We start from the raw sequence: 15934 nt of genomic DNA, 5'->3' as shown, positions 1-15934 counted from the left end.
CTAAATATTGCTGTAAGCAAGCAATCAATTCTACACCACTTTTTGTAGCTTAGTTACAAAACCTGCTTGTAAACCACACACGCATAAGGCATTATTACCAATAATAAATTCTCATTTTAAGTTGCTCAAACTTAAAACTTTTTAATTACTAGCACTTATAAATACTGGAGGTAGAAGTTGGATTTAGCAAACTTTACAAAGCAAGTAGAAGGTATAAACGTTCGCTTAGAAGATTTATATAAAGGAATACAATCCAATTTGCAAATTCCCTCAGAAGTGATGCCTACAGCTTTTAAAGAGCTTGGAATAGTTTCTGAGGAATTACAAGTTGCTGTAGAGGAATTACAACAGCAAAATGAAGAATTACGTCTAACACAAATAGCGTTAGAAGTTCAGAAGCAAAAATATCAGGAACTTTTTGAATTTGCTCCAAATGCTTATTTAGTTACTGACGAACAAGGCGTAATTCAAGAGGCAAATTGTATTGCTGCGAACACACTTAATGTTTCGCAGCGCTTTTTGATCGGCAAGCCCTTAGTTATATTTATTGCTGAAGAAAAAAGACAAGCTTTTCACGTCCAGCTTACTCAGTTGCAGCAAGGTGAAAATATCGTTAAATTGAATTTACCTTTTTTGCCTCGTAATCTTAAGCCCTTCAATGCCGAATTAGTAGTAGCAAGAATTAATGATTGGGAAGGGAATTTAGTTGGCTTACGCCTAGGCATATACAACAGTGTTGACAACCTTCAACTGCAACCAAGAGTATCAAAATCTACAACCGAGAAACCAAAAATCGCTCTCACCCCTCAGAAAAATACTTACTTGAAAGGTGAGATTATTCCCATCAAACACCAAACTATTTGGCAAGTTTGCCAAGGGGTAGTCAAACTTGCTACAGTATGTGAAAATGGTGAAGAAGTGCTAGTAGGTTTGATCGGCTCTAATATGATTTTTGGCTCAGGCTTAACTTCATTGCAAACTTACCAAGCCACAGCATTATCGGAAGTTCAATTAATAAATATTTCTCCAACCGACATAGCTAGTTCTCATGGTTTAGCTCAAGGTGTCCTTGAACAAGTTAGCCAACGCCTACGGCAAACAGAGTCGCTTTTAGCCATTTCTGGACAGCGCAGAGTAAAAGACCGTTTTTATCAGCTTTTACAGTTATTGAAACAAGAAATTGGGCAAAGCACAGAGTTAGGATCTCGTTTAAGTATTCGTTTTACTCATCAAGATTTTGCAGATGCCTGTTCTACTACGAGAGTAACAATTACTCGATTGATCGGAAAGCTACAAGAAAAAGGTGAAATCAAAGTTGATTCTAAAAGCCATATAATCATAATTGAAAAAAAGTTTAGCTTGCCTTTGGCAAGCTAAACTTTAGCTGAGATAAATAGCTGATGTTATTGTTCGCTTACTTACTTAAGTTAGAACTATCAAGATCTTTGATAACGCATTCCTGGTAGCTGCGCTACTAATCCCATTAGCTCTAACTGCAATAAAGCACTAGAAACTTCACCTACAGACTTATTCGCTCTTTGGACGATCGCATCAAAAGCCATAGCTTCAGAACTAATCGCATCCCATACTTGTTTTAGTTCTGGGGCTAAATCTACTGGCAATAACTCCAATTGCTGGGGTGGTAAACTAGCATCAAGTTGAGGCATAGCACCGAGCATTTCTAGCAAATGCTTAATTCCCAAGATCGTAGTAGCGCCATTACTAATTAATTCCAAACAACCATAGGATTGCTCGTTATCCAAGCTTCCAGGCAAAACATACACATCCCGACAAAAATCATTAGCAAACCTAGCAGTGATCAAAGCCCCTGATTTGGTGGGTGCTTCTATAACAATTACCGCTCTACTCATCCCAGCAATAATTCGGTTGCGTTGAGGAAAATGAGGACGATCGGGCGGCATTTTAGCTGGGTATTCGCTAACAACCAATCCTTGAGCCAAAATTTGTTGATAAAGCTTTTGGTTGCGCGACGGATAGACAACATCAACTCCAGTTCCTAATACAGCGATCGTTCTACCTCCAGCTGCAAGAGCGCTAAGGTGTGCTTCGCTATCAATTCCCTCTGCCATGCCCGAAACTACTGTAAAACCGCTTTTAGCTAAGGCTGTGCTAATATTTCTTGTCCAGCGCTTGCCGTATTCTGAAGGTTTACGAGTACCAACAATTCCCACTAGAGGAATATTGCCTTGATTTTCGGCAACTGTTACTTTGCCTAGATAGTATAAAACTGGTGGGGGACTTGCCGTTTCTAAGAGCAAACGGGGATAAATATCGGTTTGGTTAGGAGTCCAAAAATGAGGGTTTTGGGCTTGGTGCTGTTGAAATAACTTTTCTGGCTGGATGCGCGACTTTTGCCGGGCGATCGCTTCTACGGTATGCAATCCTAGCCCTTCTACTTGCAATAGTTGCTCTCTACTTGCTGTCCAAGCGGCGGCTAAGGTTCCAAAATGTTGCTGCAAGCGCCTAATCGAAATTGAACCCACGCCATTAATTTGCGCCCACGCTATCCAAAAAGCTTGTTCTTCAATCAATTTATCCTCTTTTCTCAACGGAGATGCGATCGCTTAGTTTACCATCGTTTTTAAAAGCGATCGCCTGGAAATGCAAATTTTGTCTAATACTTTATAATTAGCAACAGTCTTCAAAACTATCTTAAATATATTTTTTTATTGTGAAAGTTTAATATGTTTTGTTACTCGCCCAGAATTTTAGAGATACAGTGACCTAGGTCTAAAAATAATTTTTGCTCCCGCAATATATCAGATCTGAGAACTTAATTGGTACAGTATTTTGCAAATTACCAAGACGCGATCATCAACAAAACCCTCTGAAGCTACATTGACTAAAAATACCAAAAAAGCTAGGTACAAAAAACTACGTTATCAAGCGCGAGGCATATTTTGTATATCATTAATAACTTTAATTAGTGTTTTTTACGCTACATCCTCAACTATATTATCCCGCAGTCTAGTAAAATTAAAAAAACAAAATACTAGACAAATAGTTGCAGGAATTGCGGGTATTATCACTCAAGATATTGAAGATTTTAGCAAAGTTAGTTTCTTTCTTTGTGCAGTTGGATTGGTATTTGGCATATTAACTCTCTTACTTTTAGAAAACTTGGTATTGTCTCGGTTGACTCGCCTTACTACTGGTGTTAGTCGAATTGCCAAAAGTGGCAACCTAGGAGCAAGGGTAGGAGTTTTGGGTAAAGATGAATTATCTCATTTAGCTATGAACATTAACTTGATGTTGCATCAAATATCCAATTCCCAAAAGACACTCCAAAAAAGTGAAGAGCGTTATCGGGCTTTTGTTTCTCAAAGTTCTGAAGGGATTTGGCGCTGCGAATTAGAGCATCCAATCGCAATTAGTTGTTCTGAAAATGAGCAAATTGAATATTTTTACAAGCATTGTTATTTAGTAGAATGCAATGATGTTTTGGCTTCCATGCTTAGTTATAAAGGCATTCAGAAGCTAACTGACATTAGTATCAACGATTTATTATCAAACTCTTACCCATCAAGTAGAAGCTTATTGATTTCTCTTATTCATTGCAATTACAGAATTATTGATAGAGAGATTTATCAAGTAGATAATCAAGGTAATAAAAGATATTTTTTAATAAACTTATTAGGAATTATTGAAAACGGTTACTTAGTAAGAGTATGGGGCATCCAACGAGATATTACTGAGAGAAAAATTGCTGAAGAAGCACTAATTAAAGCGAAAATTACCGAGATAGCTAACTTAAAGCTGACCAAAGAAATTGACGAACGCAAGCGAATTGAACAAGCCTTATTTCAAGAAAAAGAGTTGGCTCAAGTAACCCTCCAATCGATAGGCGATGCGGTAATTACTACTGATGCCGATAATAGAATAAAATCCCTCAATCCGGTAGCAGAGAAAATTACTAATTGGCGGTTTCACGAAGCCGAAGGATTACCCTTGCTGGAAATATTCACACTTATTAACGAGACTACAGGCGAACCTATAGATAATTTTGTCGATCAGTCTCTTTGTGGAGAGCGCCTGGTTGATACAACACAACATACTTTACTAATATCCCGCGATCGCACTGAGTTTGCTATAGATTATTGCGCGTCACCAATTTTTGATAGCGATCGCTCTTTTGTGGGCAACATTGTCGTATTTCGCGATGTGACTCAATCTCGCCGCTTGGCGCAACAACTAGCTTGGCAAGCTAACCACGATCCTTTGACGCAATTGTTCAATCGCCGTCATTTTGAGCAGCTTTTGCAAGCCGCCGTAATTAGTAGTAAAACTGCCCATCAAGAACATACTTTATGTTACTTGGATTTAGACCGATTTAAAATTGTTAATGATACTTGCGGACACTTAGCTGGCGATCAATTATTAGGGCAAGTTAGCATTTTGTTTCAAAAACAACTGAGAAAAACTGATGTTTTGGCGCGGTTAGGTGGCGATGAATTTGGAGTTTTACTTTATGACTGTCCAACTAATGAAGCTTTAAAAATTGCCAATGTTTTGCGCTCTTGCCTTGAGGAGTTTCGTTTTGTTTGGCAAGAGAAAACTTTTGCTTTGGGTGTAAGTATTGGCTTAGTTGCGATTAAAAATAGTCAAAACTTAGTTAGTATATTACGTTCAGCAGATGCGGCTTGCTATGCTGCCAAAAATCAAGGCAGAAATCAAGTATATATCTATCAAGCCAATGACAGCGAAGTAGAAGCAAGCGGTGAAATGCAGTGGTTATCATTAATTCCTCAAGCATTAGCAGCAAATAGTTTTTGCCTCTATTCTCAGCTTATTACTCCAATCCAAAATAGCAAAAAAACCAAGCATTGGGAAATTCTCTTGCGGTTGGAAGACGAAAATGGAAAAATTATTTCACCAATGGCATTTATTCCAGCAGCAGAACGTTATAACCTCATGTACTTAATCGATCGATGGGTAATATCTACATTGTTTGCTTATTTGGAGAAAACAGATCCAGAGCAAAAAAACTGCGATAATTTATATGCTATTAATGTTTCGGGAGCTAGTATTAACGATATAAATTTTGTTGGCTTTATCCAGGAACAATTTAGTAAATATAATATTTCACCCTCAATAATTTGTTTTGAAATTACCGAAACTGTAGCAATTACTAATCTAACTAAAGCAGCACAACTAATTGAGCAACTAAAAACTCTTGGCTGTCAGTTTTCTTTAGATGATTTTGGTAGTGGAATGTCGTCTTTTGCCTATCTAAAAAACTTGCCTGTGGATTATCTAAAAATTGATGGTGTTTTTATTAAAGATATTGTCGAAGATGATATTGCATCAGCAATGGTAGAAGCAATTATTCGTATCGCCTCTGTAATGGGTATTCAAACTATTGCAGAGTTTGTAGAAAACGAGCAGATTCTCCGCAAAATTCAAGCTCTAGGTATAGATTACGCTCAAGGTTACGGCATTGCCAAACCATCACCCTTAGATATTGGCTTAACATCTATAGCTAATACATCATCTGGTGTATTGCAATTAAAAAACATTTGAGCATCAGTTACAGTCAGTGCTTGTACAGGTTGCAGCTTGAGCCAGTCTTGAAACGATCGCCCACCTTGGTTAATGAAGTCTGTAAGTGAGATAAGGCAGTCGCGGCGGTAAAAACCACATAATGGCTCCCACCCTTTGGCATGGCGAGGCAAAAAAGCGATCGCCTGAGAATTATTTAGTTGCTTTACCCATTCTTGCAATCGTTGCGCTTGCAATCGAGGTAAATCGCAGGCTAAGAGTAGTACCCAATGGGTATTAACTTGTGCAAGTCCTTGAGCAAAGCCGAGTATAGGGGCATTATCTTCGCCTTGGGGTTGGATTTCATCAATAAACTCGCATTTTGCTAGAAGTAAGTTTTGGTAGCGCTCTTGCCAAGGCGTAACTACATATACGCGATCGCATATAGATAAAGCCCGATCGCACACCAGGCGTAACATCGGTACGCCGTCAATAGGTAGCAGAGCTTTATCTCTCCCCATACGGGAACTTTTACCGCCTGCGAGGACAATCCCAGTTATTGGCTGCATCACAATTAGTTTCGCCGTAAAAAACTTTCCAAGGTTTCTAATTTGAAATTAAATATCGATTCCAAACGCTCAATCTCGGTAGGGGTACAGAAAAATTCATTGTTGAGCAATGTGCGGAATGTGCCGAAGGCTTTTTGCGCGTCTTGGTTAAATAACCCAATCGCCGAGCGTAATCCGTCAACTACAACTAATGGCGGATTAAGAATAATCGCTTCGCGCTGGTAAATGCGACTAAAAATCTGGGGGATATCTTCTCGTTTCAAAATCTCTGGTCCACCAACAGCTAAAACTTGGTTACAAGCGGCGGTATTGCTAGTAGAATCTACAGCCATCAAAGCTAAGTCATCGGTGCTGATAATTGAAGTCCGACTAAAGCGATCGCCTATTAGTAAATATATGCCCGTTTGCTTAAATCTCTCAGCTAGGGGCAATAAATTTGATGCCAAACCTGCGGGGCGCAAAATAGTATAATTTAAACCGCTAGATTGCAAGTATTTTTCCACTTCTCGCTTGGCTTTAAATACTGGCGCATCTTCGTAACCGCGATCGGCTCCTAGCACGGAAATAAACACAAAATGCTCTACTCCAATCTCTTTAGCGCGATCGATAAGTTCAATATTGGCACGATAATCTAAAGCCAAAGCATCGCCACCACTACCGTGAGCGCTGATAATATACCGTACTCCACTACACGCTTTATGAATATCTCTTTGCTCTCGTAAGTCTCCGATAAATACCTCACTACCCCGGTGTTCTAATTCGCCGTAGCGAGAATTCAGGCGTACAAAAGAGCGAACAGGTGTTTCTTGTTGCCTTAGTATGCGTACAACTCTTTGTCCTATATCTCCAGTAGCGCCTGTAACTAAAAACATTTAATCTATCCTCTTTTGTCCAGCCATATTTTAGCGATTCCTGACAGATAAAGTTAATTCTTTTGATAATCCATGAATACTTGTTCATAGTTTATGATATTTATAGATGAATTAAGGACAAACTCATGACAGCAACTCAAATCAAATGTGGCTGTGAAACCTGCCATTGCCCAGTTTCTGAATCAGAAGCAGTACAAAAAGATAATAAAACTTACTGTAGTGAAGCTTGCGCCCAATGACATCCGGACGGTAAAGGTTGCGGTCATGAAGGCTGTGATTGCGGCTAATTAAGATTAGGTGCTGGCTTGGCATCGCTTGCATATAAAAATCGGTAGCCAGCATCAAATTCTGCTAGAGATTGGATACTTCCATATTTAGCATGCCATTTTCCTGTATTTAAGTCTTGATTGAGTTTTTTAACTCCCAATTCGACTACCGCAGGGTCAGCTAAGGCAAAAGCCGAGATGCCTGCACGAACTACAGGATTTAGATATAGTTCTGGTCGTCGCCAGAGCGCAGCCATAAATAAATCTGATAAGTCATGAGGCAACATCAAAGTAGAAACTTCAACAGTTGTTTGAGTATTTGCACAAATAAGGTCTAAAACCTGACTCAATGGTGGGAAAACTCGAAAAGTCGCCTCCCAGAGTGAGGAAAAATAATCAGTAAACCAGAAGTTCTTAACCAATCTGGGGTCAAAAGTCAGAATAACGATCGCACCTTGTTTAGTAATTCGCTGCATTTCCCTAATCGCCTTTTCCAGATTAGAGAAGTGATGAGTAGCCAAAATACAAATTACAGCATCTACTGATGAAGTAGGCAAAGGTATGTCTTCAGCACATCCATTCAACCATTGCACTTGTGAATGGGGAGGAGATTGCGATCGCATAACGGCTGATGGTTCCACAGCGTAAAGTTGATAGCCACAATTAGTAAGGCTTATGCTATATCCACCAGTACCCGCACCAATATCTGCGATCGCGCTACCTGGTTTTAGTTGTAATAATTTGATGATAAAGTCAACTATTCGAGGATCGGGAAGCCGAGAATTTGAGTAACTTTGACCTATTGAGTCATATACAGACATGAGCTTTTAACAATAAATTAATTATTAGACCTCATTTTGACAAATTTCTCGAATGCGATCGCGAAATAAACGTACTGTGGCTCTTTGACCAACAGTTTTAGCTTGCTCAATAAAGTTAGGAACTTCAGAAGTCGGTAAAAAGGGAAGAGCAATACTTGTTGCAGACCGCTCGTATCGTTCCTCAATAAGGTTATATATCTCTAAAGTTTGCGAGCGATATCGCCAAATTTCAGGAACGCCAATAGAGGCATAAATCGTGAACTTATCTAAAGAAGAACTGGTATAGTCTGACTCTATAACTAAATCGGGTGGAGGATTGGCAGGTAATTGAATAATTTTACTCCTCACTATTGATTCATTTTGAATATAAAAGCAACTATCAGGCTCCACCGCACGGGTTAAATCTTCTCTCTCAAGTAGCAAAGCGCCAAGCTTCATTGCTTCAATTTCCAGTTCATCAGCTATTGCTTCTATGAAGCTTTCTAATAGCCCTTTAGGTACTTCATGTTGTTGGAGTGGCATTCTAATTTCTAAGACCCCTCGGTCATAAGCAACTCTAGAGGCGCGACTATCGCCAATATCTTTTAGTAGGGCTTTAAAAGTCTGCCAGCTAACCCCCTCCAATACCACTAATCGTTCTACAACGATTTGTTGGTCGGGAGTAGGGGCAATTAGTATATTTGCATTCATGATCGTAGGTGTAATAAAAAACTAGAAATTTTGCAGAATATAATAAGTTAATTATCCCAAGCTAGCTCAAATACTTATACAGTCACCAATTATATGAATAGTCCCTTCCTTTCTCGTCTCCATAGTAAAAGTCGCCCAGTTATTGTATTTGATGGGGCGATGGGTACATCTTTGCAAACGCAAAACTTGACAGCCGATGACTTTGGTGGGGCAGAATACGAAGGATGCAACGAGTATTTGGTACATACTAAGCCTGAAGCCGTTAAAAAGGTGCATCGTGAGTTTCTTGTTGCGGGAGCGGATGTAATTGAAACTGATACTTTTGGTGGCACTTCCATTGTCCTTGCAGAGTACGATTTAGGCGACCAAGCATACCAATTAAATAAAACCGCCGCCGAACTTGCTAAAAGCGTTACCGCCGAGTTTGCCACTCCCGAAAAACCTAGATTTGTAGCGGGTTCTATTGGACCTGGAACTAAATTGCCAACTTTGGGACACATTGATTTTGATACGCTAGAATCTGCCTTCGCCGAGCAAGCAGAAGGGTTATATGACGGCGGAGTAGATTTATTTATCGTCGAAACTTGTCAAGACGTGCTACAAATTAAAGCTGCACTCAATGGCATTGAGCGGGTTTTTCAGCGCAAGGGCGATCGCAGACCCTTGATGGTGTCGGTAACAATGGAAGTCCAAGGAAAAATGCTTGTAGGTACGGAAATAGGCGCTGTACTGTCAATTTTGGAACCTTACCCCATTGATATATTAGGGCTAAATTGTGCGACCGGACCCGATCGCATGGCGGAACATATAAAGTATTTATCCCAGCATTCGCCTTTTGTCGTATCTTGTATTCCCAATGCGGGTTTGCCAGAAAATATTGGCGGTCACGCTCACTATAAATTAACGCCAATAGAATTAAAAATGGCGTTGATGCACTTTATTGAAGACTTGGGAGTGCAAGTAATTGGCGGTTGTTGCGGGACAAGACCCGATCACATTCAACAATTAGCCGAAATAGGTACAACTTTAACGCCTAAAGAGCGACAATCTCAGTATGAACCTGCGGCAGCTTCTATCTACAGCGCCCAGCCTTACGAACAAGATAACTCATTTTTGATTGTGGGCGAACGGCTAAATGCTAGTGGTTCCAAAAAGTGCCGCGATTTATTAAATGCTGAAGATTGGGATGGACTTGTGGCTTTGGGGAAGGCGCAAGTTAAAGAAGGGGCGCATATATTAGATGTCAACGTTGACTATGTGGGACGCGATGGCGTGCGCGATATGCACGAACTAGCTTCGCGCCTAGTAACTAATGTGACTTTACCTTTGATGCTGGACTCTACTGAATGGGAAAAAATGGAGGCAGGCTTAAAAGTTGCTGGTGGTAAATGTTTGCTCAATTCTACTAACTATGAAGATGGCGAACCCCGGTTTTTGAAAGTGCTGGAATTGGCGAAAAAGTATGGTGCGGGAATAGTAATTGGGACAATTGATGAGGATGGGATGGCGCGGACAGCAGATAAAAAGTTTGCGATCGCTAGCCGTGCTTATCATCAAGCAGTAGAAATTGGGATCGCACCGTATGAAATATTTTTTGATACTTTAGCATTGCCGATTTCTACGGGGATTGAGGAAGATAGAGCCAACGGTAGCGCCACTATTGAAGCTATTAAGCGAATACGTCAGGAATTGCCCGGATGTCATGTTATTTTGGGTGTTTCTAATGTTTCCTTTGGTTTGAACCCCGCCGCGCGAGTAGTGCTAAATTCGATGTTTCTGCATTATGCAACCGAAGCAGGGATGGATGCAGCCATTGTCAGTGCTAGTAAAATCTTACCCTTGGCGCGGATTGAAGATCGGCATCAAGAAGTTTGCCGTCATTTGATTTTTGATGAGCGCAAATTTGATGGGGATATCTGCGTTTACGATCCTTTGACTCAATTAACGACATTATTTGAAGGCGCAACTACAAAACGCGATCGCACCGAAGACGAAAATCTTCCGGTAGAAGAACGTCTCAAACGTCACATCATTGATGGGGAAAGGATTGGTTTAGAAGAACAGCTAAAAAAAGCCTTAGAAACTCATCCACCTTTAGAGATTATCAACGTTTTCTTGCTTGATGGCATGAAAGTTGTGGGCGAACTTTTTGGTTCGGGACAAATGCAATTGCCCTTTGTATTGCAGTCTGCGGAAACTATGAAAGCGGCGGTAGCGTTTTTGGAACCGTTTATGGAGAAAAAAGTAGGCGAAGTCAGTACCAAAGGTACGGTAGTCATTGCAACGGTTAAGGGTGATGTCCACGATATCGGCAAAAATCTTGTGGATATTATTTTGTCGAATAATGGCTACAAAGTAATTAATTTGGGCATCAAACAGCCTGTAGATACTATTATTGATGCCTGCTTGCAGCACGAAGCCGATTGCATTGCTATGAGCGGTTTATTGGTTAAATCCACGGCGTTCATGAAAGAAAATTTGCAGGTATTTAACGATCGCGGAATTACTACCCCGGTAATTTTGGGAGGTGCGGCGCTTACGCCTAAGTTTGTTTACGAAGATTGTCAAAATGCCTACAACGGTCAAGTTATTTACGGTAAAGATGCCTTTTCTGACCTGCATTTCATGGACAAATTAATGCCTGCAAAGTCGCAAGATAAATGGAGCGATCACACGGGCTTTTTGGATGGTTTGGCCCAGAAAGTAGAAGTATCTCAAAATGGTCATCAGCAAGCTTTAGAAGTAGTTGAGGCTGCAATTGAAGTAGAAAACTTACCTGTAGATACGCGCCGTTCTGAAGCGGTAGAAGTGGAGATAAAACCTCCTACGCCGCCTTTTTGGGGAACTAAGTTGTTGCAAGGTGCTGACATCAACTTAGAGGAAGTTTTTAGTTATTTGGACTTGCAAGCTCTAATTGCCGGACAGTGGCAGTTCCGCAAGCCGCGAGAGCAGTCTAAGGAAGATTATGAGGCATTTTTAGCAGAGAAAGTTTACCCAGTTTTGGCACAGTGGAAGCAGCGAGTAATTGAGGAAAATTTGTTGCAACCTCAGATAATTTATGGGTATTTTCCTTGTCAGTCTCAAGGAAATTCCTTGTTTATTTACAAGCCAGAGAACAGTGAAAAGGTAGCAAGTTTTGAGTTTCCTCGGCAAAAGTCATTGAGACGACTATGTATTGCTGACTTTTTTACTCCCGTAGAGTCGGGTGTTATGGATGTATTTACAATGCAGGCGGTGACGGTAGGAGAAGTTGCCACTGAGTTTGCTAAATCCTTATTTGAGGAGCATAAGTATACAGATTACCTTTATTTTCACGGGTTGGCGGTATCGGTGGCTGAGGCTTTGGCGGAGTGGGTACACGTTCGCATTCGCCGCGAGTTGGGCTTAGGTGAGGAACCAAGTAATATTCGTGATATTTTAGCTCAACGCTATCCGGGTTCTCGTTACAGTTTTGGCTATCCAGCTTGTCCGAATATTCAAGACCAATATAAGTTACTGGATTTGCTAAAGTGCGATCGTATCAACCTCTATATGGATGAAAGCGAACAACTATATCCCGAACAGTCTACAACGGCGATCGTTGCTTATCACCCGAAAGCTAAATACTTTAGCGCTTAATACTATTTAGGGCAGTTACGAACAATTGCCCTGGATACTTTTGTAAGTTTGTTTTACAATTTCCCAACAAAAAAGCACTTTTTGCAAAGTGCTTTCTGACTCCTTAATATAACTGTTTTCACTTTTGGAGTTAAAGTTAATGGTTTCCTCTAGGAGTACGCGCACCTGCAGCAGAGCCAATCATTGCAGCAGCTAAACCTAGCAAAGAACCAAATACAAATGACCACAGCCCTCTAGTAGCTCCCTCAGCGAGCGCACGAGCCTCACTTGCGCTTACATTTGGCGCTGGAGGTACATTTACTCCACCCTGTTGTTGTACTTGGTTGGCAATTACTCCGGCAGCATTACTAGCGGCATTAGTTGCAAGACCAAAAGCACCACTAACTCCACTTGCTAGTAACCAAGAGCTAAGCGCTAGAGTTGTCGCCCACAAAATTGTGCCATTGAGTAAGGCTGTTTTCCGGTTCATCGGACCGCAAGCTTGAGCTGTAAACCAACCACCTATAAATAAAGAAATTAGCAAGGCAATAATTGCACTAATTCCAGCAGTAGTTGCTGCACCATCTGCATTCGATCTAGGTGCGCCTGAATCAGAAATAAAGCCTGATGTGATTGCTCCAATTAAGGCAGTTAAAACTAACTGAGTAGCTAATGCTACGACTAAGCCTGAGATAATTGGACCCCATCTTACGCGATCATGATAATCCACTGCCCTACCCGCAACTCCCGGCTCAATAATTACATCATCAATTGGTCTATTTACGTAAGACATAACTCAATTTCCCTTTTTATTTACTTGCGAAGATTACTTATTTTTTTACTTCAGAGCTTCATTTAATTACAAAATAAACAAATCACTATCCGTCACTAGAAATATCTTGGTGGTCTACCTTTAGACATAAATAGGGTTTTTGAAGGATTTAACAAGTTTTTTGGCATCCAAAAAGCCTAACTTATAGCTAACTTGTATGCTGCAATTATTGCCTATAATATCAGCAATTTGTCTTGCTTCGGCAAAGGTGTTTAAACATCTTTAAAACGGTTGGGATCGTCTCTATACTTCAAAAGATTGGCTTATAAATTAGATTAGTTTTTCAAATAAAAAACTTTTGATTGATAGAAAGGTGTTAATTATTTGGGGACTATTTAATTAATCAAAATAGATTCAATTAATCTTGCAGCTATACAGTTTCCAAATCTCCCAATTTCTGATTTAATGTAAAAATCCTGAGAGTAAATGTAAAATTTTGTAAAGGCGCAAGCAAACATTAGGTTATAGAATCGTGCAAAAGTCAACGTTATTGGGAATTAGTTTAGTGCTGCTAGGAGGATTTGTGGTAGTAGTACCGATAGCAGCTACGGCTGAAATATTGGTAGCGCAAGAAAATAGAGGAAAGCAAGCAAATAGTCAACAATTAAATAAGCTGCTAGAGCAAGGGCGCAAGTTGGTAGACGCGGGAAATTGGTCAGGAGCGATCACCCTCTACCAAAAAGCAGCCAAGCTAGAGCAAAATAACCCGCGAATCTTTTCTGGGATAGGTTACTTGCAAGGGCTACAAGGTAATTATTCTGCTGCGGCTGTAGCCTATCGTCAAGCGGTACAACTAGAGCCAGAAAATCCAGATTTTCATTATGCCTTAGCTTATAGTTTGGGAAAATTGGGTGAAAACGTTGGTGCAGCCGAAGCTTATCGTCGCACTATAGAACTAGACAAAAAAAACTCAAACGCATACCTGGGATTTGGGGTAATTATGTTACGCCAAGGGAACTACAATAGCGCGATCGATGCTTACGAAAAAGCCATAGCCATAGATCCTAAAAATGCCAGTGCTTACGGATTGCTAGGAGAAATATTAATTCAGCAGGGGCGCTCTCTAGAAGCGATTTCTGTCTTGCAAAAGTCTGCACAATTAGAGCCAAACAATAGTAACGTGCTGCTATCTTTAGCCGATGCTTGGTGGAAACAGGGTAATGGTACGGCTAGATTGCTGACGTTGCAGCAAGTTGCCAAGTTAGAACCAGGCAATGCTAAAGTTCACATGATAATTGGCAATATGCTGGCAGAACAAAATGACTTAAATGGTGCTTTATTAGCTTACGAAAAAGCTTTATCCGTACAGCCAAACTTAGTTAACGTCCAAGAAGCGATCGGGAATATTTTACTAACTAGAGGAGAATTAAAACCAGCAATTAGAGCTTATAAGCGATTAATTGTCCTGTCACCTGAAGATGGTAATGCCTACTTTAAGCTAGGTGTAGCTTTGCAACAGCAAAGTCAAGTGCCAGATGCGATCGCAGCTTTTAGTCGCGCCCGCGAACTCTACCAGCAAAAAGGACAAGTAGAAGGGCTAAAAAAAGCTGAAGCCGCATTAAAACAGTTGCAGCCGTAGTTAGTCGAGTTGTCGCCCCGTTAATTCAACAAAAATATCTTCTAAGTTAGCTGGGCGTACCATCATACCTGTTTTGTTAGTTTGGTTTTCTAGGTAGGCGTTTGCATCGTTTAAAGTGGGGAAAAATTTATACTCCCAGCGATCGCCTATTTGCTTCATGAGTAGCCCCTCACCATACTGTGATTTTAGTTGTTGTAAAGTTCCTAAAGAGATTAATTTACCGCCATCCATAATCCCAATGCGATCGCATAGATACTCGACTTCATCCATATAGTGAGTTGTGAGCAGCATTGTCATTCCTTGCTTGTTCAAGTCGAGAATAATTTCCCACAACCGCCGCCTTGTTTGCGGATCTAACCCTACGGTAGGTTCATCTAAAAACAATATTTTTGGTTCGTGCAGCAGCGCTCTAGCAATTTGCAAGCGGCGCTTCATCCCCCCCGAAAGAGTTTTTACCAAATCATTGCGCCGCTCAATTAATTCCACATATTCCAACCAGCGATTGATTGATTGCTGTCGTCGGGGATTGGGCAAATGATGTAAGCGCCCGTGCAGTTCCATATTTTCCCACACAGTCAAGTCAGCATCTACACTGGTTTGCTGCAATACTACACCTAGGCTTTGCTTTGCTTGCAATGGTTGCCGCATAACATCAAACCCCGTTACTTCAATGTGTCCTTGAGTTGGTTTAGTCAAAGTTGTGAGCATCCGAATGGTTGTAGATTTACCTGCACCATTGGGTCCCAGTAAACCAAACATTTCCCCCGATTGAATCGTCAAAGATAAATCGTTAACTACAGGAATGTTGTTATAGACCTTATGGACGTTTTGAAGAGAAACCGCCGTCATAAATGTTTAGATAATTTAGTTTCATCTTATACATAAAAACGCTTTCCAAACTTCAAAATAAGTATCGGTTTTAGAATGACATTTGTTAATTGCTCAAACTCCCGATTGGATCAAGTATATTTTGCTGGTAATTGGCTGCCAAACCTCACCAAAGGAGCTATTGGTAATTTTTAATCATAGTGGTGCTTGACGGCGCTTGGATTCCGGCTGTGCCACCAGTACAAAAAAACAACTCATACTAAGTTGTGGTCAGAGGTAGTAGAGTATTAAATAGAGAGAACTTTGGCAAAGATAAATGTACAGGAGTCAAGTAACGCAAGCCTGTCCTCATCTAGACCTAGAGACAGTCAAGCAGAAAGT

12 protein-coding genes are annotated in these 15934 nt (G+C 40.5%); 5 read left to right on the top strand and 7 right to left on the bottom strand.

Annotated features, from left to right (window positions below):
* The first annotated feature begins 177 nt into the window (after positions 1-177).
* Positions 178-1377 (top strand): Crp/Fnr family transcriptional regulator, encoded by a 1200-nt coding sequence (locus AC2VE5_RS05880; RefSeq protein WP_486886847.1) that lies wholly within the window; start codon positions 178-180, stop codon positions 1375-1377.
* A gap of 59 nt (positions 1378-1436) precedes the next feature.
* On the opposite strand, the gene dprA is transcribed toward AC2VE5_RS05880, so the two are convergent.
* Entirely contained in the window at positions 1437-2552 is a 1116-nt protein-coding gene (gene dprA / locus AC2VE5_RS05875) for a DNA-processing protein DprA (RefSeq protein ID WP_486886846.1), read from the bottom strand.
* A 259-nt stretch (positions 2553-2811) separates the two neighbouring features.
* On the opposite strand from dprA, the gene AC2VE5_RS05870 reads away from it, so the two are divergent.
* The gene (locus AC2VE5_RS05870) at positions 2812-5541 is read left to right on the top strand and encodes an EAL domain-containing protein (RefSeq protein WP_486886845.1); all 2730 of its coding nucleotides are present in this window, start codon (positions 2812-2814) and stop codon (positions 5539-5541) included.
* Here AC2VE5_RS05870 and AC2VE5_RS05865 read toward each other — a convergent pair.
* Together AC2VE5_RS05865 and AC2VE5_RS05860 are read right to left on the bottom strand one after the other, a co-directional pair.
* Positions 5451-6068 carry a molybdenum cofactor guanylyltransferase gene (locus tag AC2VE5_RS05865; protein ID WP_486886844.1) on the bottom strand — a complete coding sequence of 206 codons (618 nt, stop codon included), beginning with the start codon at positions 6066-6068 and terminating at the stop codon, positions 5451-5453. The two genes, AC2VE5_RS05870 and AC2VE5_RS05865, sit on opposite strands and share 91 nt — an antisense overlap.
* Before the next feature lie 5 nt (positions 6069-6073).
* A complete protein-coding gene (locus tag AC2VE5_RS05860) occupies positions 6074-6940 on the bottom strand; it encodes an SDR family oxidoreductase (RefSeq protein WP_486886843.1) in 867 nt (288 codons plus the stop codon).
* 125 nt (positions 6941-7065) lie between these two features.
* Here AC2VE5_RS05860 and AC2VE5_RS05855 point away from each other — a divergent pair, with 125 nt between their 5' ends.
* Positions 7066-7179, top strand: coding sequence for a hypothetical protein (locus tag AC2VE5_RS05855; protein ID WP_486886842.1), 114 nt, complete (start codon positions 7066-7068; stop codon positions 7177-7179).
* Between the two features lie 44 nt (positions 7180-7223).
* On the opposite strand, the gene AC2VE5_RS05850 is transcribed toward AC2VE5_RS05855, so the two are convergent.
* A complete protein-coding gene (locus AC2VE5_RS05850) occupies positions 7224-8027 on the bottom strand; it encodes a class I SAM-dependent methyltransferase (protein WP_486886841.1) in 804 nt (267 codons plus the stop codon).
* Positions 8028-8051: 24 nt separating this feature from the next.
* Complete coding sequence (locus AC2VE5_RS05845) at positions 8052-8717, bottom strand: Uma2 family endonuclease (protein ID WP_486886840.1); 666 nt, start codon at positions 8715-8717, stop codon at positions 8052-8054.
* 93 nt (positions 8718-8810) lie between these two features.
* Here AC2VE5_RS05845 and metH point away from each other — a divergent pair, with 93 nt between their 5' ends.
* The gene (gene metH / locus AC2VE5_RS05840) at positions 8811-12335 is read left to right on the top strand and encodes a methionine synthase (protein ID WP_486886839.1); all 3525 of its coding nucleotides are present in this window, start codon (positions 8811-8813) and stop codon (positions 12333-12335) included.
* Positions 12336-12471: 136 nt separating this feature from the next.
* On the opposite strand, the gene AC2VE5_RS05835 is transcribed toward metH, so the two are convergent.
* The gene (locus AC2VE5_RS05835) at positions 12472-13107 is read right to left on the bottom strand and encodes a hypothetical protein (protein ID WP_486886838.1); all 636 of its coding nucleotides are present in this window, start codon (positions 13105-13107) and stop codon (positions 12472-12474) included.
* 511 nt (positions 13108-13618) lie between these two features.
* Here AC2VE5_RS05835 and AC2VE5_RS05830 point away from each other — a divergent pair.
* Entirely contained in the window at positions 13619-14725 is a 1107-nt protein-coding gene (locus AC2VE5_RS05830; RefSeq protein ID WP_486886837.1) for a tetratricopeptide repeat protein, read from the top strand.
* On the opposite strand, the gene AC2VE5_RS05825 is transcribed toward AC2VE5_RS05830, so the two are convergent.
* Positions 14726-15574, bottom strand: coding sequence for an ABC transporter ATP-binding protein (locus tag AC2VE5_RS05825; RefSeq protein ID WP_486886836.1), 849 nt, complete (start codon positions 15572-15574; stop codon positions 14726-14728).
* Between the last annotated feature and the right edge of the window lie 360 nt (positions 15575-15934).

The sequence above is a fragment of the Aliterella sp. E5.1 genome, assembly GCF_057473825.1.
The sequence above is the reverse complement of the archived record's forward strand: the minus strand, read 5'-3'. Positions and strand labels throughout refer to the sequence as shown.